Here is a 19,861-nt window from a genome sequence, read left to right on the forward strand (position 1 = left end):
TTCAGGTAATCGTTAGGTAGTGCTTTTGTAGGCCCGGCAAGCAACGCGCCGCCGGGCAAGACTGCAAAAACTAGACGTCCAGCAGCAGACGCGTTGGATCTTCCAGCAGCTCTTTAATGGCAACCAGGAAGCCTACGGACTCGCGGCCGTCGATCAGGCGGTGATCGTAAGAGAGCGCCAGGTACATCATCGGCAGGATCTCCACTTTACCGTCTACCGCCATTGGACGATCTTTAATGGCGTGCATACCCAGGATCGCGCTCTGCGGCGGGTTGATGATCGGGGTAGACATCAGCGAGCCGAACACACCACCGTTGGTAATGGTGAAGTTACCGCCAGTCAGGTCCTCAACGGTCAGCTTGCCGTCGCGGCCTTTCACGGCCAGCTCTTTGATTTTCTTCTCGATGTCAGCCATACCCAGGGTATCCACGTCACGCAGAACCGGGGTAACCAGGCCGCGTGGGGTAGAAACCGCCATGCTGACGTCGAAGTAGTTGTGGTAAACCACGTCATCGCCATCGATAGACGCGTTCACTTCCGGGTAGCGTTTCAGCGCTTCAACTACCGCTTTCACGTAGAAGGACATGAAGCCCAGACGGATACCGTGACGTTTTTCAAACGCGTCACCGTACTGCTTGCGCAGATCCATGATTGGCTTCATGTTGACTTCGTTAAAGGTGGTCAGCATCGCGGTGGAGTTTTTCGCTTCCAGCAGACGCTCGGCCACGCGCTTACGCAGGCGGGTCATCGGCACGCGTTTTTCGCTACGTGCGCCCAGAGCTGGCTGTGCCGCTGGTGCTGCCGCAGGGGCTTTCGCTTCCGCTTTCGCCTCAGAAGGCGCTTTTGCCAGATGCTTGTCGATGTCTTCGCGCGTCAGACGGCCACCCACGCCGGTGCCTTTGATGGCTGCCGGATCGAGGCTGTGCTCAGCCAGCAGGCGACGGATCGCCGGGCTGAGCGCGTCATTGGTCTGATCGGACAGAGACGCCTGCTGGCGCTGGGCCGGAGTAGACGCTTTCTCTTCAGATTTGGCGCTGGACTCTTTGCCCGCGCTATTGCCTTCACGCAGGCGACCCAGGATCTGGCGAGAAGTGACGGTCGTACCTTCATCTTCCAGGACTGCATCCAGAATGCCATCCGCTGAAGCCGGTACTTCCAGTACCACTTTGTCAGTTTCGATTTCTACCAGCACTTCGTCACGGGTTACCGCGTCGCCTGGTTTTTTGTGCCAGGTGGCGACGGTTGCATCTGCTACGGACTCAGGCAGGTCGGGAACAAGAATATCTACGCTACTCATTATGTATCCTTTAATTAATCGACGTTCAGCGCGTCATTGACCAGATCTTGTTGCTGCTTCTGGTGAACGGACATATACCCTACCGCCGGAGAGGCGGAGGCCGGGCGACCTGCATAACGCAGGGCAGACCCAAATGGAATCACTTCACGGAAATGATGCTGGCTGCAATACCATGCGCCCTGGTTGAGCGGCTCTTCCTGGCACCAGACAAAATCATGAACGTGAGCGTACTGTTTCAGCACTTCCTGCATCGCCTGATGCGGGAACGGATAAAGCTGTTCGATACGCACGATGGCGACATCTTTCTGATCGTTCTTACGGCGCTGTTCCAGCAGGTCGTAATAAACCTTACCAGAACACATTACGACACGCTTAACGGCCTGCGGATCCAGCTCGTCAATTTCACCGATGGCCGGCAGGAAGGTGCCGTTTGCCAGCTCTTCCAGGCTGGAGACCGCCAGTGGATGGCGCAGCAGGGATTTTGGCGACATGACCACCAGCGGACGGCGCATACCGCGCAGCGCCTGACGACGCAGCATGTGGTAAACCTGAGCCGGAGTGGACGGCACGCAAACCTGCATATTCTGCTCGGCGCAAAGTTGCAGATAACGCTCCAGACGCGCGGAGGAGTGCTCCGGACCTTGTCCTTCATAGCCGTGCGGCAGCAGCATCACCAGACCGCACATACGGCCCCACTTCTGCTCACCGGAGGAGATGAACTGGTCGATGACGACCTGCGCACCGTTGGCGAAGTCACCGAACTGCGCTTCCCAGATGGTCAGGGTGCGGGGTTCTGCGGTGGCGTAGCCGTATTCGAAGGCCAGAACCGCTTCTTCTGACAGCACGGAGTCCCAGACCTTGAACTGGCCCTGACCGTTATGCACGTGCTGAAGCGGAGTGTACGTTGAACCGTTAGACTGGTTGTGTACAACCGCATGACGGTGGAAGAAGGTGCCACGACCCGCATCTTCACCGGACAGACGAACCGGAATACCTTCGTCAACCAGCGTCGCATAGGCCAGCGTTTCCGCGCCGCCCCAGTCGAACAGCTTCTCACCCGCCGCCATTGCCTGGCGATCGCCATAGATCTTGGCCACGCGGGACTGCATCTCGATCGCTTCCGGCACGGTGCTGATGCGTTTAGCCAGTTCCTGCAAACGCTTCATCTCAACCTTGTTCGGGTAGCTCTCGTCCCACTCGTGGTTGAGATACGGCGACCAGGTAAAGGAGTGCATGTTCATTGGGCGCAGCTCTTTCACTACGCATTCACCCGCATCCAGCGCGTCGCGATAAAGATTGACCATCTCGGTCGCATCTTCCAGCGTCGCCACTTTTTCGCTTTCCAGCTTGTCAGCGTAGATTTTACGCGGCGTCGGGTGTTTTTTGATTTTCTGGTACATCAGCGGCTGGGTTGCACTTGGCTCATCCGCTTCGTTGTGGCCGTGACGGCGGTAGCAGAAGAGGTCAATGAACACGTCGCGCTTGAAGGTGTTACGGAAGTCCAGCGCCAGACGGGTAACGAAAGCAACGGCTTCAGGGTCATCCGCGTTAACGTGGAAGATGGGTGCCTGAACCATTTTACCGATGTCGGTGCAGTACGGGGTGGAACGCGCATCCAGCGGGTTAGAGGTGGTGAAGCCCACCTGGTTGTTGATTACGATGCGAACGGTACCGCCCACTTCATAACCACGCGCTTTCGACATGTTCAGGGTTTCCTGAACCACGCCCTGCCCTGTGACCGCCGCATCACCGTGAATGGTGATTGGCAGCACTTTATTGCTGCTCGGCTCGTCCAGACGATCCAGACGCGCACGCACGGAACCGATAACCACCGGGCTGACGATTTCCAGGTGCGACGGGTTAAACGCCAGCGCCAGGTGAACCTGACCGCCCTCGGTTTCGATATCTGACGAGAAGCCCATGTGGTACTTCACGTCACCGGTGCCGAGGTGCTCTTTATGTTTACCCGCAAATTCGTCGAACAGATCCTGCGGCTTTTTACCCAGCACGTTAACCAGCACGTTCAGGCGACCACGGTGCGCCATGCCCAGCACCACTTCGCGCGTGCCGCTCTTACCGGCATGACGAATCAGCTCTTTCAGCATCGGGACTAACGCATCGCCGCCCTCCAGTGAGAAGCGTTTTGCGCCAGGGAATTTCGCGCCCAGATAGCGCTCAAGGCCTTCCGCTGCGGTCAGTTCGCTGAGGAAACGTTTTTTCTCTTCTGCTGAGAAATTCGCGTGGCCTGCCACGGATTCGATACGCTGCTGGATCCAGCGTTTCTCTTCGGTGGAGGTAATGTGCATATATTCCGCGCCGATGGAGCCGCAGTAGGTTTGCTTGAGCGCGTCAATCAGATCGCCCAGCTTCATCGTGTCTTTGCCGATGGCAAAGGAACCTACGTTAAAGCTTTCCTGGAAATCGGCCTCGGTCAGATCGTGATAAGCCGGATCAAGATCCGCTACACGTTCCTGCTGCCACAGTCCCAGCGGATCGAGATTCGCATGCTGGTGACCACGGAAGCGATAAGCGTTGATAAGTTGCAGGACTTTAACCTGCTTCGCATTGGTGTCAGGGTCGGAAATCGCAGAAGAGTAACGTGAGGCATCCTTCGCCAGACGACGGAAATAATCACGTGTTTTTGAATGGAATTGATCCGGTTTGACCCCTGTACCAGGCAACTGCTGGAACATGGAACGCCAGTTTGCGTCCACTGAGTCAGGATCGGTTAAGAAGTCTTCATAGAGCTGTTCTATCCAGCTCTGGTTTGAACCAGAGAGGTAAGAAGAGTCCAGCCAGGCTTTCATTGCGCCGTTCTGCATCGTGATCCCTTAAGCATTTTTATGCTTACTTTCGCCGTAGAAACTACCACGCACACCACGTGTACGTGCCGGGGTTCACCTGCGAGCTCTTTTCATTTGGCCCGCGAAGGAACCTTTAGAAACTGTCTAAACTTCAGGGCAGTTTTTAAAGGTTTCTGCAATTTGCCCGGTGACGCTACGCTTACCGGGCCTACTGTTACGTAGGCCGGATAAGCGCAGCGCCATCCGGCGATGTTACTTACGCACTGCGCTGCAACAACATCGACTTAATATGCCCGATGGCGCGCGTCGGGTTCAGCCCCTTAGGACACACACTGACGCAGTTCATGATGCTATGGCAGCGGAATACGCTGAAAGCGTCACTTAGCCCTTCCAGACGATTCTCGGTTTCGGTATCGCGGCTGTCGATCAGGAAGCGATAGGCAGCCAGCAGACCCGCAGGGCCGATAAATTTATCCGGGTTCCACCAGAATGACGGGCATGACGTAGAACAGCATGCACAGAGAATACACTCGTACAACCCATCGAGTTTTTCACGCTGCTCAGGAGACTGTAAGTGCTCGCGAGCGGGTGGATTTTGCCCATTATTCAATAAGTAAGGCTTAATCTTCTCATATTGTGCATAGAATTGCCCCATGTCCACCACCAAATCACGCACGACCGGCAGGCCAGGCAGAGGACGGATCACAATTTTCTGGCCAGAACGCTGTAGCGCTGAAATTGGCGTAATACAGGCCAGACCGTTTTTGCCGTTCATGTTTACACCGTCAGAGCCACACACCCCTTCACGGCAGGAGCGGCGGAACGACAGCGTAGGATCTTTCTCTTTCAGCTGGATTAAGGCATCCAGCAGCATCATGTCACGACCTTCTTCCGCTTCGAGGGTGTAATCCTGCATACGCGGAGCATCGTCTACATCCGGGTTATAACGATAAACTGAGAATTCGAGTTTCATTATCCTGTCTCCGCATTAGTAAGTACGAATCTTCGGCGGGAACGCCGGACGCAGTTTCGGTTCCATGTTAACGCTACGACGCGTCATGGTTTCCGACTCTGGCAGATACAGGGAATGGCACAGCCAGTTTTCGTCATCACGATCCGGGAAGTCGAAGCGGCTATGGGCGCCACGGCTTTCGGTACGGAAGTTTGCCGACATCGCAGTGGCGAACGCGGTTTCCATCAGGTTATCCAGCTCCAGGCACTCAACGCGCTGGGTGTTGAACTCGCTGGAGGTATCATCCAGACGGGCATTCTTCAGACGCTCGCGGATCGCTTTCAGCTGCTCAAGCCCTTTGGCCATCGCGTCACCTTCGCGGAATACCGAGAAGTTGTGCTGCATACACTCCTGCAACGCCTTACGGATCTCCACCGGATCTTCGCCGCTACGGTTGCCGTTCCAGCGGTTGAGGCGCTCAAGAGAGGCATCTATTTCGTCGTCGGTCGCATCACGCAGCGCGCCCTGCTCGGCAATAGACTCCTGGAGATGCAGACCCACCGCACGACCAAATACCACCAGGTCCAGCAGGGAGTTGCCGCCCAGACGGTTTGCGCCGTGCACGGATACGCAGGCAATTTCGCCTACCGCGAACAGGCCAGGGATGACCACGTCTTCGCCCTGCTCGTTCACGGTCAGCGCCTGACCGGTCACTTTGGTCGGAATACCGCCCATCATGTAGTGACAGGTTGGGATAACCGGAATTGGCTCTTTCACCGGGTCGACGTGCGCGAAGGTGCGGGACAGCTCCAGAATGCCCGGCAGACGGGATTCCAGCACTTCTTTACCCAGATGGTCGAGTTTCAGCTTCGCGTGTGGACCCCAAGGGCCGTCACAGCCGCGGCCTTCACGGATTTCGATCATGATGGAACGCGCCACCACGTCACGGCCCGCAAGGTCTTTTGCGTTTGGCGCATAACGCTCCATGAAGCGCTCGCCATGTTTGTTCAGCAGGTAACCACCTTCACCACGGCAGCCTTCTGTCACCAGTACGCCCGCACCGGCGATACCGGTTGGGTGGAACTGCCACATCTCCATGTCCTGCACCGGCACGCCAGCGCGGATCGCCATCCCAACGCCGTCACCGGTGTTGATATGGGCGTTGGTAGTGGACTGATAGATACGGCCTGCGCCGCCGGTCGCCAGCACGGTTGCGCGGGCTTTGAAGTAGACCACTTCACCGGTTTCGATGCACAGGGCGGTACAACCCACCACGGCGCCATCGGCGTTTTTCACCAGATCCAGCGCATACCACTCGGAGAAGATGGTGGTGTGGTTTTTCAGGTTCTGCTGATACAGCGTGTGCAGCAGCGCGTGGCCGGTACGGTCAGCCGCCGCTGCGGTTCGTGCCGCCTGCTCGCCGCCGAAGTTTTTCGACTGGCCGCCAAACGGACGCTGATAGATGGTGCCATTTTCCAGACGAGAGAACGGCAGACCCATGTGGTCCAGCTCCAGAATCGCTTCCGGGCCGGTTTTACACATATATTCGATGGCATCCTGGTCACCGATGTAATCGGAACCTTTTACCGTATCGTACATATGCCATTCCCAGTTATCTTCATGGGAATTACCCAGCGCAACGGTGATACCGCCCTGCGCAGACACAGTGTGGGAACGGGTCGGGAATACTTTAGAGAGCAGCGCACAGGTCTGGCCGCTCTGGGAAATTTGTAGTGCGGCGCGCATACCTGCGCCACCCGCACCAATCACAACAGCATCAAATTCTCTGACTGGCAGTTTCATTACACACCCCACACCACAACAAATCCATAAATGACGTAAACCAGCAGAGCAACAACAATAATCAGTTGCAGCGGAAGGCGAATCGCCAGCGGTTTAACGTAATCGGTCAACACCTGCCACATGCCAATCCAGGCATGAATAAGGATGGAGAACAGGGCCAGCAGGGTGAACACTTTGGTGAAGGCCGATCCGAAGAAACCACTCCAGATTTCCCACGTCAGCGTGCCGCTGGTCGCGAAGAAACCGATCATATAGATGATGTAAAGGGTGAGAACGATGGCGGTAGCACGGACCAGGATGAAGTCATGTACGCCGTTGCGTCCTAATGCGGAGGCGTTGCTTACCATACGAGAACTCCTGCGAGAAGTGAAAGCACGACAGTGATCACAAATGAAATGTTAGCGGTACGTTTACCGGCCTCGAACGTCTCTTCCAGGTAGCCAAAGTCCATCAGCATATGGCGAACGCCGCCAACCACGTGATAGGCCAGCGCGGTCAGAATGCCCCACATGATAAATTTCACGAAGAAGCTGTTCATGATGGCTGAGGCCTGGAGGAATCCTTCAGGGGATGAGAGGCTGGTTCCCAGTAACCACAGCAAGATACCGACCGCCACAAACGTAATCACACCAGAAACACGGTGCAGAATGGACGCTATTGCTGTTACAGGGAATCGGATCGTTTTGAGATCCAGATTGACAGGTCTTTGTTTTTTCACATTTCTTATCATGAATAACGCCCACATGCTGTTCTTATTGTTTCCTTCCTCCGGACTGCGATGCGGGTCAGACAGCGTTCCTTTTCTATAACTGCGCGTCATGCAAAACATTGCTTCCAAATGCTAAAACGACACGTTACAACGCTGGGTGGCTCGGGATTGCAGGGTGTTCCGGAGACCTGGCGGCAGTATAGGCCGTTCACAAAATCATTACAATTAACCTACATACAGTTTGTTGGGTTTTCTCTGGAACAGTGATCGGGGTCACGATAACAACATCTTTTTAATTTTTAATCATCTGATTTGACAAATGTTAAACAATATTGTTACAAACGTCATCAGAAAAGGCATATAATGCGCAAAAGTTATGAGGTCTCTCTTTCACCTGACAAATAGTTATGTAACAGTGTGATGGTATTGACCGAAGTTATCAGGACAGTTATTAGTGATATACAGGTTTGAATAATTCGGACTGCAAAACGCTGATTTGCTGTTGTTTCACTGATATTTCATTCGTTTACCTGCAAGGCGCCATAGCTCTGTACCCTGGTTTCTCCTCGTGAGCTGAGCGGTAAGCCAAATAACAATCTGGTAACGATGATTAACAGCTGAAAGCAAATCCGGTAAAGCGCAGTCTTAAGCATAAGGCGCTAAGGAGACCGTAAATGGCTGATACAAAGGCAAAACTCACCCTAAATGGTGATGATGCTATTGAACTGGATGTGCTAAAAGGCACGCTCGGTCAGGATGTTATTGATATCCGTACGCTGGGTTCCAAAGGGGTATTCACCTTTGACCCTGGATTCACCTCCACCGCATCTTGCGAATCCAAAATCACCTACATTGACGGTGACGAAGGTATCCTGCTCCATCGCGGCTTCCCCATCGATCAGTTAGCCACCGAATCCAACTATCTGGAAGTGTGCTACATCCTGCTGAACGGCGAAAAACCGACGCAGGCCCAGTACGATGAATTTAAAACCACCGTGACCCGTCACACCATGATCCATGAGCAGATTACCCGTCTGTTCCATGCGTTCCGTCGTGACTCTCATCCGATGGCGGTCATGTGCGGTATTACCGGTGCGCTGGCGGCGTTCTACCACGATTCTCTGGACGTGAATAACCCACGTCACCGTGATATCGCGGCGTTCCGTCTGCTGTCTAAAATGCCTACCATGGCGGCGATGTGTTACAAATACTCTATCGGTCAGCCGTTTGTGTACCCACGCAACGACCTCTCCTACGCGGGTAACTTCCTGCGTATGATGTTCTCCACGCCGTGCGAAGAGTACGAAGTGAACCCGGTGCTGGAACGCGCGATGGACCGTATTCTGATCCTGCACGCTGACCACGAACAAAACGCCTCGACCTCTACCGTCCGTACCGCGGGCTCTTCCGGCGCGAACCCGTTCGCCTGTATCGCTGCGGGCATCGCCTCCCTGTGGGGACCGGCGCACGGCGGCGCGAACGAAGCGGCACTGAAGATGCTGGAAGAGATCAGCTCCGTTGAGCACATTCCTGAGTTCGTGCGCCGCGCGAAAGACAAGAATGACTCCTTCCGTCTGATGGGCTTCGGTCACCGTGTTTACAAAAACTACGACCCGCGCGCGACCGTCATGCGTGAGACCTGCCACGAAGTGCTGAAAGAGCTGGGCACCAAAGATGATCTGCTGGAAGTAGCGATGGAGCTGGAACACATCGCGCTGAACGACCCGTACTTCATCGAGAAGAAACTCTACCCGAACGTCGATTTCTACTCTGGCATTATTCTGAAAGCGATGGGCATTCCGTCTTCCATGTTCACCGTAATCTTCGCCATGGCGCGTACCGTGGGCTGGATTGCGCACTGGAACGAAATGCACAGCGAAGGCATGAAAATCGCGCGTCCTCGTCAGCTGTATACCGGCTACGAGCAGCGTGATTTTAAGTCTGACATTAAGCGCTAAAAAACACGCCCGGCGGCGCTTCGCTTGCCGGGCCTACAAGTGCGAGATGTAGGCCGGGTAAGGCGTAGCCACCACCCGGCTTTTTTACATCTGGCACCCAGGACACCAGTAAAACGGCCTGGAAGAGATCGTCGCCTTCTCAATCACCCCGCCGCACCGCTCACACTTTTTACCTGCCCGATGAAACACCTTGAAGCGGAACAGCGCCCCGTGATGCTTGTTCTCATCCACCACGCCGCGCGTGTTGTACGACAGCCGTGGAATATCCAGTAACGCGTGCGACAGCGCCTCCAGCTGTTCATCGCTCAGCTGCGACGCTTTGCGCTGCGGCGCCAGCCCCACTTCCCAGAGGATCTCCACCCGCAGGTAGTTTCCCAACCCCGCCAGAAATGCCTGATCGAGCAACAGCCCGGAGAACTGCCGGTTGCGGAATGTGGGGGATAACAACCGGGCTTTCACATCGCTTGCCGTCAGACGCATGTCGAGCACGTCCGGCCCGACCCGCTGTAAGAACGGATGCGTCAGCAGCTGCTCCGGCGTTAACATTTCGATATCAGAGGCGCTGTAAAGCAGGATCGCCTTATCCGCCGTTTGTAGCCGCACGCGCAGCACGCGGGTCGTTTGCGGCTGCTCGTCCGCCTCCACCACCCGCCAGACACCGTAAAGCTGATTATGGCTGTATAACGTCAGGTTATGGGAAAAGTGGGTGAGTAACGCCTTGCCGCGCGTTTCAATGTGGGTCACCGTCTGCCCCACCAGCTGCGATTCAAACGGCTTGAGTTGAGGAAAGGCAAACCAGACGTGTGTCAGAGGTTTGCCCTTTATCGCCGCCTCCAGGCTATCCGCCGCGCGGCGGATCTCCGGACCTTCTGGCATGTTATTGTCCTTTCATGATTATTCTGCGCTGACAACAATGCCCTCTTCCGAGAACGCCGCCCGCAGGCGTCGCGCAAACTGGAGCGCATGCTCGCCGTCACCGTGTAAGCACACCGTATCAGCCTGAACGTTTGCCGTTGTCCCCTCCGTTGAGGTTACTCGCCCGAAGCGCACCATCTCCAGCGTCTGCGCCAGTGCTTTACCTTCGTCGGTGATCAGCGCACCGGCCTGCGTACGCGGAACAAGGCTACCGTCCGGCAGGTATCCCCGATCGGCAAACACTTCCTGCCGCGTAGTCAGCCCCAGCCGTTCTCCGGCACGAATAAGCTCGCTGCCCGCCAGGCCTACCAGAATCAGTTGCGGATTACAGTCCCGCACCGCACGGGCAATGGCATCCGCCAACACCGGATCTTTCGCCGCCTGGTTATAGAGCATGCCGTGCGGCTTGACGTGGCGCAACACGCCATTCTCAGCGCGCACTATCGCCTCCAGCGCGCCGATCTGGTAGAGCATTTGCGCGTAAACCGTCTCAGGCGGCAGATCCATCGCTGTGCGACCAAAGTTTCCCCGGTCGGGAAAGCTGGGGTGAGCGCCAATCGCCACGCCGTTTTTCATGGCATTGCGCACGCTCGCCAGCATGGTCTGCGCATCGCCGGCATGAAACCCGCAGGCGATATTCACCGAGGAGACCAGCGTCATCAGCGCCGCATCGGCGTTGCTGCCCTCCCCCAGATCGGCGTTTAAATCAATCTTTACCATCGAGCCTCCACGCCAGCTGTTCGAGATAACGCTGCTGATCCTGCCGGGCTTTCAGCGCCTCCTCCAGCGAACACTGCACAAAATGAATGGGCTGACCTAGAGGAATTTGCGCCAGATGGTAGCGATCCGCTTCGATAATGCAGGCAATACGCGGATATCCCCCCGTGGTTTGCGCATCGTTCATCAGTACGATGGGCTGCCCGTTGCCCGGCACCTGAATCACCCCGGGCAACAGACCATGGGAAAGCAGCTCCCGGTCAGTCGTGCGGATCAGCGGCTGCCCCTGAAGCCGGTAACCCATGCGGTTACTCTGCGGGCTGATCTTCCACGGCGAGCGCCAGAAAGACTCTTTCGCGGCTTCATCAAACTCATGGTATTCCGGTCCTGGTAAGGCGCGGATCACGTTCCCCCACAGCAGCTGTTTCACGCCCTGCGTGGTGGTGAAATGACGCGTTGAGGTCTTTATTCGCAGACGATCGCCGTCACGCAGCAGCCGTCCTTCATGGCCGCCCATTCCCGCTTTCTGGTCGGTGCTGGATGAGCCCAACACCTCCGGCACGTCGATCCCCCCCGCCACCGCAAGATAGCTGCGCACGCCGTGCAGAGGACGCTTGAGCGTCAGACGCTGCCCGGCCTTCGCCCGCAGGCGCCAGCCGGTCCACACCGCTTTGCCGTCCAGCGTCGCATCACAGCCCGCGCCGGTTAAGGCAAACCAGGTTTCCTGACCAAACTCAATCACGCACTGACCCAGCGTAATTTCTAACGCCGCCGTGCTGCCTGCGTTACCTACCAGCAGGTTGGCAATCTCCAGCGAAGGGCGATCGAGCGCACCGCAGTAGCTTACGCCCGACTGACGCAGCCCAAAACGCCCGGCATCCTGTACCGAGGTGTAAAGCCCTGCGCGAATAAGCGTTAACATACCCCCTCCTTCTGCGGGATAAAGCGCAGGGTATCCCCCGGACGCAGGAGTATGGGCGCGTCCTGGCCTGGTTCAAATAACGGCGTGGACGTGTGCCCAATCAGTTGCCAGCCTCCCGGTGAGGCGAGCGGATAAATTCCCGTTTGCTCGCCACCAATCGCCACGCTGCCCGCCGGTACGCTCAGGCGCGGCTCAGCCCGGCGCGGCGTATGCAGCTGGGGCGATAACCCGCCCAGATAGGGGAAACCCGGCTGAAATCCCAAAAACCAGACAACATAGTCGACTGAGCTATGCAGCTCCACAACCTGCTTCTCCGTTAATCCACAGTGTTCGGCCACCACGCCAAGGTCGGGACCTCCCTTGCCGCCATAGACAACCGGGATCTCAATCGTCCGCGATTCCGGCTCCAGCGCCTCGCTCTCCTCCCACCAGCGTTGCAGACGCTCAATGGCATCCAGCGCCCCCGTGTGCGGATCACGCAGCACCACGGTGATATTATTCATACCCGGAATAGCTTCAACCACGCCGGGTAGCTCGGGCAGTCGCTGAGCCAGACGCCAGATACGCTTTTGCGTGGCAAGCGTCACCGGAGGCTCAAGCTCCAGAACTACCGCGGTTTCACCCAGAAGATAACAACGCGCTCGCTGCACTTAACTACCTCTCATCAGGCCGGATTAGGGATATCAATAAACGTCACATCCAGATCGGTATTTTCCGTCAGCCACTCGCTGAGGGCGCGGATGCCGCCACGCTCGGTGGCGTGATGGCCCGCCGCGTAAAAATGCAGGCCTTGTTCACGGGCTGAGTGAATGGTCTGCTCGGAGACTTCGCCGGTAATGAAGGCGTCGACACCAAAACGCGCCGCGCTGTCAATAAAGCCCTGGCCGCCGCCGGTGCACCATGCCACGCGCTTCACGGTATCCGGCCCGGTGTCGCCGCACCACAGCGGACGACGCCCCAGGCGCGCTTCGATCCACGAAGCCAGCTCCAGACCCGGAACCGGCATCGACAGTTCGCCCCACGGCACCAGAGGTTCAATTTCACCCATCACGGTAATCCCCAGCAGCTGCGCAAGCTGAACGTTATTTCCCAGTTCAGGATGCGCATCGAGCGGCAGGTGATAGCCGTACAGGTTGATGTCATTCGCCAGCAGCGTTTTGAGTCGGTTGCGCTTCATGCCGCGAATAATCGGTGATTCGTTTTTCCAGAAATAACCGTGGTGGACAATCACCGCATCGGCTTCCTGACGCACCGCCTCATCCAGCAGCGCCTGGCTTGCCGTTACGCCGGTGATGATTTTTTGCACCGCCTCGCGCCCCTCCACCTGCAAGCCATTCGGGCCGTAGTCGCTAAACGAAGCCGTGTTGAGTTTTTCGTTAATCAGGCGTTCCAGTTCACTGTTTTTCATCATCATTCTCTCAAACTTTTCGGGCGGCTTCGTACGCCGCCAGCGTGGCGACGCGCGCCTGTTTATGGTCGACAATGGGACGGGGATAGTTCAGGGTAACACGCTGTTTATCCGCCCATACCCAGGGTTCATGAATGGCTTTGGCCGGGACATCCTTAAGCTCCGGCAGCCAGCGACGGATAAACTCGCCGTCGGCGTCAAATCGTTGTCCCTGCGTGGTCGGATTGAAGATCCGAAAATAGGGAGCCGCATCCGTTCCGGTGGAGGCCGCCCACTGCCAGCCGCCGTTATTCGCCGCCAGATCGCCATCGATCAGCTGAGAGATAAAATAACGCTCTCCGGTTCGCCAGTCGATAAGCAGATCCTTCACCAGGAAGCTGGCGGTAATCATACGCAGACGGTTATGCATCCACCCGGTTTCATTGAGCTGCCGCATAGCCGCATCAACAATCGGGAAGCCGGTGAGCCCACGCTGCCATGCTTTAAGCAGCTTCTCATTCGACTGCCACTGTACCTGTTCGGTCCAGCGAATAAAGGGCCGATGTTTACACAAATCAGGATGATACGTCATCAGATGGCGATAAAACTCACGCCAGATCAGTTCGTTCAGCCACACTGCGCCCGCCCCCCCGTCTAAGGCCTGAGGCTGTTCCGCCAGCAGGCGATGTAAACACTGGCGCGGAGAGAGCGCGCCCAGCGCTAAACAGGCCGACAAGCGGCTGGTGCCTTCAGTCGCTGGAAAATCCCGTCGCGCCTCGTACTCCGCCGCCCCCTGCGTGCAGAACTGACGCAACCGGGCAATAGCTGCTTTCTCACTGGCGGGGAATAGTGTTTCATCGAACGACTGCTGGGGATAATTCAGCCTGATCGCCGGCAGATCCGTTATCGTTTCCCCTCTCACGGTCGGGGCGGTAACGCACTCAGGTAGTCCCTCTTTCAGGCGTTTGATAAAGGCATTTTTAAACGGCGTGAAAACTTTATACATCTCGTGGTTACCGGTCATTACGCTGCCCGGCGCGAGCATCACGCTGTCATCAAAGCCTTCACAGACCACGCCCGCAAGGGTTTTCTCCAGCTGACGATCCCGCTGTTGCTCGTTGAATTCATACTGATAGTTGTAATAAAGATGCGTTACTGCGTGCTGCTGGCAGATTGCCTGCACCGTCTGGCGCTGCGCGGCGAAATCATGGGCCTCTTTATAGATCAGCGGAATGCCTTTTTCAGCCAGTGAATGTTGCAGGTCATTCAGATACGCGCTGAGTAGTGCCACTTGCCGGGGCGCCATGTCATGCTGCCGCCACTGTTCAGGCGTGGCGATAAACAGTGCCAGCACATTCGCGTCTTTAGCGCGGCAGGCCGCCGCGAGAGCGAAGTTGTCGTGAATGCGTAAATCCGCGCGAAACCAAACCAGATGGGTGGGCATAAAACTCCTGGCAATTGTCCATTATGTCCGTAAGGGCATGCCGTAAAAGGAAAAAGGCACGCTTTGAACTACTTTGCCATGAAGTGTAGACGGGATGAAATAAAAAAGGCCGCCCAAGGCGGCCTTAACGCTACTTGTCCTGCGCTATCAGGGTAAAGGCAATAAACACATCCGGTTTATCACTCTTTACAACGAGTGCGCTGGCGACAATGAACGCGATGCATAAATAGCGTTTCACTATGCGGTCCCTGCTGCTAACCGCTCCACCTATCACCACCGGTGATAAATCGGTGGACACAAGCCCGGGTAGGTGGGCTGCTTTACGGCTATGGATACACCTTTCCCAGGACCGATGCCCATTTGCGAGATGGCGGAAAGGGACGTGGCATAATAATTAGCACCAACACCAAAAGTAAGTTATTTCAGTAAAATTAGGAATTTATAAAGGTGAAGTGGATTGTGAACTTTTTAAAGAAGGGTATGATAAAAATCCCGGGTAGGGGCTGCAAGATTACCCAACGGACCGCGAATCCCGAGGGACAAAAAAACCGCCACATTGCTGTAGGCGGTTTTTTTATGGCTACGATGTCACACCGTATCAGTAGAAATCGCAGGTCGCTTTCTCGGCCTGATCCATCCACACCGGCTTCTCGCTGGTTTTCGCCCAGACGCGGTGCAGGTAACTGTAGAAACGTGCGCGATCTTTCCAGAACAGCATCACCGGCAGGGCCAGCACGCCAGCCACTACGGCGAAAGTGCGACGCATGAAAATGATATGAGCCGGAAACTCTTTATAAAGATCCATAATTTTCTCCCCTGTAGTTGGCCGGAAACCGTCTCCGGAAAATGTGAAATCTGTGACCTGGTTAAAATAATACCGCTTTGTTTGTAATTTTACTACTCATCCGACCACTTATTTTCATTCATTTCGTGAATATTTACATTCCCGCCTGTAATTAAGTTACAAAAAAGTTAACGATTTACTTACCAATAGTTAAATTGTGGTCTTTCCCTTTTTATACTTTTTTTACACCTGCCCTTCTGATTTTTGCGAAATCTTTGCGCCATAAATCCTACCGTTTGTACAACAACAAAAGTCACCCGGAGGTGGATTGTGAGTGCAGGTCTGATTGCCGGCATCGTGCTGGTGTTCCTGTTATTGGGTTATCTGATTTATGCCCTGATTAATGCGGAGGCATTCTGATGGCTGCTCAGGCGTTTTTGCTTATTGCCAGCTTTTTACTGGTACTGTTTGTGCTCGCCAGGCCGCTGGGAACAGCGCTGGCGCGGCTGATAAACAACGTGCCATTGCCTGGCACGCGAAATATTGAAAACGTGCTCTGGCGCATTTCAGGTATCAGCGATCGGGAAATGAACTGGCGCCAGTACCTAATGGCGATACTGCTTCTGAATATCCTGGGGCTTATTGCCCTCTTTACGCTGCTGATGCTCCAGGGCAGTCTGCCGTTGAACCCGCAGCAGTTACCGGGTTTATCCTGGCATCTGGCGCTGAACACGGCGGTCAGCTTTGTCACCAACACCAACTGGCAGTCTTACGCTGGTGAAACCACGCTCAGCTACTTCAGCCAGATGGCCGGGTTAACCGTGCAAAACTTTCTTTCTGCGGCCAGCGGTATCGCGGTGATCTTCGCCCTGACACGCGCGTTTGCCCGTCAGAATGTCAGCACCCTCGGCAACGCCTGGGTTGATGTCACGCGCATCACCCTTTGGATCCTGGTGCCTGTTGCGCTGATTATTGCCCTGTTCTTTATTCAGCAAGGCACTCTGCAAAACCTGCTGCCTTATACCCCTTACACCTCGCTTGAAGGGGCCAGGGAACTCCTTCCAATGGGGCCGGTGGCGTCGCAGGAAGCGATCAAGATGCTGGGCACCAACGGCGGCGGCTTCTTCAACGCCAACTCATCGCATCCGTTTGAAAACCCAACGGCATTAACCAATTTTGTACAGATGCTGGCGATCTTCCTGATCCCCGCCGCGCTCTGCTTCGCCTTTGGCGATGTGGTTAACGATCGCCGCCAGGGACGTACGCTGCTGTGGGCGATGTCGTTGATCTTCGTGGTCTGCGTAGCACTGGTGATGTGGGCCGAATGGAACGGCAACAGCCACTTCATGCAGCTGGGGGCTAACAGCAATATCAACCTGGAAGGCAAAGAGAGCCGCTTCGGCATTCTTGCCAGCAGCCTCTATGCGGTGGTCACCACGGCGGCCTCCTGCGGGGCAGTGAACGCCATGCACGACTCTTTTACCGCGCTCGGCGGCATGATCCCGATGTGGCTGATGCAGATTGGCGAGGTAGTTTTCGGTGGGGTCGGTTCGGGGCTGTACGGCATGCTGTTGTTCGTTCTGCTCGCCGTGTTTATCGCCGGGCTAATGATCGGTCGCACGCCGGAGTATCTCGGCAAAAAAATCGACGTCCGCGAAATGAAATTAACCGCGCTGGCAATTCTGGTCACCCCCACCCTTGTGCTGCTCGGTACCGCGCTGGCGCTGATGACCGACGCCGGGCGCAACGGCGTCTTTAACCCGGGCATTCACGGCTTTAGCGAAGTGCTTTACGCCGTTTCGTCTGCCGCCAACAACAACGGCAGCGCCTTTGCAGGATTAAGCGCCAACTCGCCGTTCTGGAACTGTTTGCTGGCGTTCTGCATGTTCATCGGACGTTTCGGCGTGATTATTCCCGTCATGGCGATCGCTGGAACACTGGTGAATAAGAAGCTCCAGCCGACCACCACCGGTACGTTACCGACTCACGGCGCGCTGTTCGTCGGCCTGCTGATTGGCACCGTTTTGCTGGTGGGTGCCCTGACCTTTATCCCCGCCCTCGCGTTAGGCCCGGTTGCGGAATATCTCTCTTTACGCTGATTTTGCGGAGAATTTGTCATGAGTCGTAAACAACTGGCCCTGCTCGAACCGACGTTAGTTCGTCAGGCCCTCATGGATGCGGTAAAAAAACTGAGCCCGCGCGTGCAGTGGCACAACCCGGTGATGTTTATTGTCTGGACTGGAAGTTTACTCACCACCGCACTGGCGATTGCCATGGGAACGGGACACCTTTCAGGGAATGCAACCTTTACCGCCGCCATCAGCCTGTGGCTGTGGTTTACCGTGCTGTTCGCCAACTTCGCCGAAGCGTTAGCGGAAGGCCGCAGTAAGGCACAGGCCAACAGCCTGAAAGGGGTAAAAAAGACCGCCTTTGCGCGCAAATTACGCGAACCTAAATACGGCGCGCAGATGGACCACGTTCCGGCGGATGAACTGCGCAAAGGTGACGTGGTGCTGGTGGAAGCTGGCGACATCATCCCCTGCGACGGTGAGGTGATTGAGGGCGGCGCGTCGGTAGACGAAAGCGCCATTACCGGGGAATCCGCACCGGTGATCCGTGAGTCGGGCGGAGATTTCGCCTCAGTTACCGGCGGAACGCGCATTCTTTCCGACTGGCTGGTGATCCAGTGCAGCGTTAACCCGGGCGAAACCTTTCTCGACCGGATGATCGCCATGGTGGAAGGCGCACAGCGTCGTAAAACGCCGAACGAGATCGCCCTGACCATTCTGCTGGTGGCGCTCACCATTGTCTTCCTGCTGGCAACGGCAACCCTGTGGCCCTTCTCCGCCTACGGCGGTACAGCGGTTAGCATCACCGTACTGATCGCCCTGCTCGTCTGTCTGATCCCCACCACTATCGGCGGCCTGCTTTCCGCGATTGGCGTGGCGGGGATGAGCCGGATGCTGGGCGCGAACGTCATCGCCACCAGCGGACGCGCCGTTGAAGCGGCGGGTGACGTAGACGTGCTGCTGCTGGATAAAACCGGGACCATCACCCTGGGCAATCGTCAGGCCTCTGACTTTCTACCTGCTCCCGGCGTGGATGAAAAAACGCTGGCTGACGCGGCGCAGCTTTCCTCGCTGGCCGATGAAACGCCGGAAGGCCGCAGTATCGTGATCCTCGCCAAGCAGCGCTTTAACCTGCGCCAGCGCGACGTTCAGAGCCTGCACGCCACGTTCGTGCCCTTCACAGCGCAAACCCGAATGAGCGGAATTAACATTCAGGACCGGATGATCCGTAAAGGGTCCGTTGATGCCATTCGCCGTCATATTGAAGCCAATAATGGACACTTCCCCCCGAAAGTCGACAACCTGGTGGAAAGCGTGGCGCGTCAGGGAGCAACCCCGCTGGTGGTGGCGGAAGGTGCAAGCGTTCTGGGGGTTATCGCCCTGAAGGATATCGTTAAAGGCGGTATTAAAGAGCGTTTCGCCCAGATGCGTAAGATGGGCATTAAAACAGTGATGATCACCGGGGATAACCGTCTGACTGCGGCGGCCATTGCCGCCGAAGCGGGCGTGGATGATTTCCTTTCCGAAGCGACGCCGGAAGCGAAGCTGGCACTCATTCGCCAGTATCAGGCGGAAGGCCGTCTGGTGGCGATGACCGGCGACGGCACCAACGACGCCCCGGCGCTGGCGCAGGCCGACGTGGCGGTGGCGATGAACTCCGGTACCCAGGCGGCAAAAGAGGCGGGCAACATGGTGGATCTCGACTCGAACCCGACCAAGCTGATCGAAGTGGTACATATCGGGAAGCAGATGCTGATGACGCGCGGCTCGCTGACCACGTTCAGTATCGCCAACGACGTGGCGAAGTATTTCGCCATCATTCCGGCGGCTTTTGCGGCAACCTACCCGCAGTTGAATGCCCTGAACGTGATGCACCTGCACTCTCCGGCCTCGGCCATTTTGAGCGCGGTGATCTTCAACGCGCTGATTATTGTCTTTCTTATTCCGCTGGCGCTGAAAGGGGTGAGCTATAAGCCGCTGACGGCCGCCGCCATGCTGCGCCGTAACCTGTGGATTTACGGTCTGGGTGGGCTGGTGGTGCCCTTTATTGGGATCAAGGTTATCGACATGCTGTTAACGCTGTTCGGGCTGGTTTAAAAG

General features: G+C 56.3%; 17 protein-coding genes. 4 read left to right on the plus strand and 13 right to left on the minus strand.

Annotated features, from left to right (window positions below; translation table 11 throughout):
* Positions 1-70 precede the first annotated feature (70 nt).
* The 6 genes from odhB to sdhC form a co-directional block, all read right to left on the minus strand.
* Complete coding sequence (odhB, locus tag SK58_RS17415) at positions 71-1,297, minus strand: 2-oxoglutarate dehydrogenase complex dihydrolipoyllysine-residue succinyltransferase (protein WP_003858613.1); 1,227 nt, start codon at positions 1,295-1,297, stop codon at positions 71-73.
* Positions 1,298-1,311: 14 nt separating this feature from the next.
* Positions 1,312-4,119, minus strand: coding sequence for a 2-oxoglutarate dehydrogenase E1 component (sucA, locus tag SK58_RS17420; RefSeq protein ID WP_003858615.1), 2,808 nt, complete (start codon positions 4,117-4,119; stop codon positions 1,312-1,314).
* A gap of 238 nt (positions 4,120-4,357) precedes the next feature.
* The gene (locus tag SK58_RS17425) at positions 4,358-5,074 is read right to left on the minus strand and encodes a succinate dehydrogenase iron-sulfur subunit (RefSeq protein ID WP_023303307.1); all 717 of its coding nucleotides are present in this window, start codon (positions 5,072-5,074) and stop codon (positions 4,358-4,360) included.
* A gap of 15 nt (positions 5,075-5,089) precedes the next feature.
* Positions 5,090-6,856 carry a succinate dehydrogenase flavoprotein subunit gene (sdhA, locus tag SK58_RS17430; RefSeq protein WP_017384970.1) on the minus strand — a complete coding sequence of 589 codons (1,767 nt, stop codon included), beginning with the start codon at positions 6,854-6,856 and terminating at the stop codon, positions 5,090-5,092.
* On the minus strand, positions 6,856-7,203 hold the full coding sequence (sdhD, locus tag SK58_RS17435; protein WP_003858621.1) for a succinate dehydrogenase membrane anchor subunit: 348 nt from the start codon (positions 7,201-7,203) through the stop codon (positions 6,856-6,858). The genes sdhA and sdhD overlap by 1 nt, the downstream gene beginning before the upstream one ends.
* The gene (gene sdhC / locus SK58_RS17440; RefSeq protein ID WP_026080740.1) at positions 7,197-7,601 is read right to left on the minus strand and encodes a succinate dehydrogenase cytochrome b556 subunit; all 405 of its coding nucleotides are present in this window, start codon (positions 7,599-7,601) and stop codon (positions 7,197-7,199) included. The genes sdhD and sdhC overlap by 7 nt, the downstream gene beginning before the upstream one ends.
* 638 nt (positions 7,602-8,239) lie before the next feature.
* On the opposite strand from sdhC, the gene SK58_RS17445 reads away from it, so the two are divergent.
* Positions 8,240-9,523: a citrate synthase gene (locus SK58_RS17445; RefSeq protein WP_006809584.1), complete on the plus strand. Its 1,284-nt coding sequence runs from the start codon at positions 8,240-8,242 to the stop codon at positions 9,521-9,523.
* 84 nt (positions 9,524-9,607) lie between these two features.
* Here SK58_RS17445 and nei read toward each other — a convergent pair whose 3' ends face one another.
* The 7 genes from nei to SK58_RS17480 all read right to left on the minus strand — a co-directional run bounded on the left by nei (position 9,608) and on the right by SK58_RS17480 (position 15,713).
* Positions 9,608-10,399: an endonuclease VIII gene (gene nei / locus SK58_RS17450; RefSeq protein ID WP_032670331.1), complete on the minus strand. Its 792-nt coding sequence runs from the start codon at positions 10,397-10,399 to the stop codon at positions 9,608-9,610.
* A gap of 18 nt (positions 10,400-10,417) precedes the next feature.
* Complete coding sequence (pxpA, locus tag SK58_RS17455; RefSeq protein WP_048220266.1) at positions 10,418-11,158, minus strand: 5-oxoprolinase subunit PxpA; 741 nt, start codon at positions 11,156-11,158, stop codon at positions 10,418-10,420.
* Entirely contained in the window at positions 11,145-12,077 is a 933-nt protein-coding gene (gene pxpC, locus SK58_RS17460; protein WP_032652989.1) for a 5-oxoprolinase subunit PxpC, read from the minus strand. Before pxpC ends, pxpA begins: the two co-directional genes overlap by 14 nt.
* Positions 12,071-12,727: a 5-oxoprolinase subunit PxpB gene (gene pxpB / locus SK58_RS17465; protein WP_003858633.1), complete on the minus strand. Its 657-nt coding sequence runs from the start codon at positions 12,725-12,727 to the stop codon at positions 12,071-12,073. Before pxpB ends, pxpC begins: the two co-directional genes overlap by 7 nt.
* 14 nt (positions 12,728-12,741) lie before the next feature.
* A complete protein-coding gene (locus SK58_RS17470; protein ID WP_026094364.1) occupies positions 12,742-13,485 on the minus strand; it encodes a type 2 GTP cyclohydrolase I in 744 nt (247 codons plus the stop codon).
* 10 nt (positions 13,486-13,495) lie between these two features.
* The gene (phrB, locus tag SK58_RS17475) at positions 13,496-14,908 is read right to left on the minus strand and encodes a deoxyribodipyrimidine photo-lyase (RefSeq protein ID WP_023296128.1); all 1,413 of its coding nucleotides are present in this window, start codon (positions 14,906-14,908) and stop codon (positions 13,496-13,498) included.
* Between the two features lie 598 nt (positions 14,909-15,506).
* Positions 15,507-15,713, minus strand: a complete 207-nt coding sequence (locus SK58_RS17480) for a YbfA family protein (RefSeq protein WP_003858637.1) — start codon at positions 15,711-15,713, stop codon at positions 15,507-15,509.
* Positions 15,714-16,022: 309 nt separating this feature from the next.
* Between SK58_RS17480 and kdpF the strand changes: the two genes are divergently transcribed.
* Genes kdpF through kdpB form a run of 3 tightly spaced genes read left to right on the plus strand, consistent with a single transcriptional unit; the run spans position 16,023 to position 19,858 of the window.
* Entirely contained in the window at positions 16,023-16,112 is a 90-nt protein-coding gene (kdpF, locus tag SK58_RS22760; RefSeq protein ID WP_003858638.1) for a K(+)-transporting ATPase subunit F, read from the plus strand.
* Complete coding sequence (kdpA, locus tag SK58_RS17490) at positions 16,112-17,791, plus strand: potassium-transporting ATPase subunit KdpA (RefSeq protein ID WP_048220267.1); 1,680 nt, start codon at positions 16,112-16,114, stop codon at positions 17,789-17,791. The genes kdpF and kdpA overlap by 1 nt, the downstream gene beginning before the upstream one ends.
* 18 nt (positions 17,792-17,809) lie before the next feature.
* The gene (kdpB, locus tag SK58_RS17495) at positions 17,810-19,858 is read left to right on the plus strand and encodes a potassium-transporting ATPase subunit KdpB (RefSeq protein ID WP_048220268.1); all 2,049 of its coding nucleotides are present in this window, start codon (positions 17,810-17,812) and stop codon (positions 19,856-19,858) included.
* Positions 19,859-19,861 lie beyond the last annotated feature (3 nt).

Origin of the sequence: Enterobacter sp. BIDMC93, from assembly GCF_001037805.1 — a bacterium.
Taxonomy (GTDB): Bacteria; Pseudomonadota; Gammaproteobacteria; order Enterobacterales; family Enterobacteriaceae; genus Enterobacter; species Enterobacter hormaechei_C.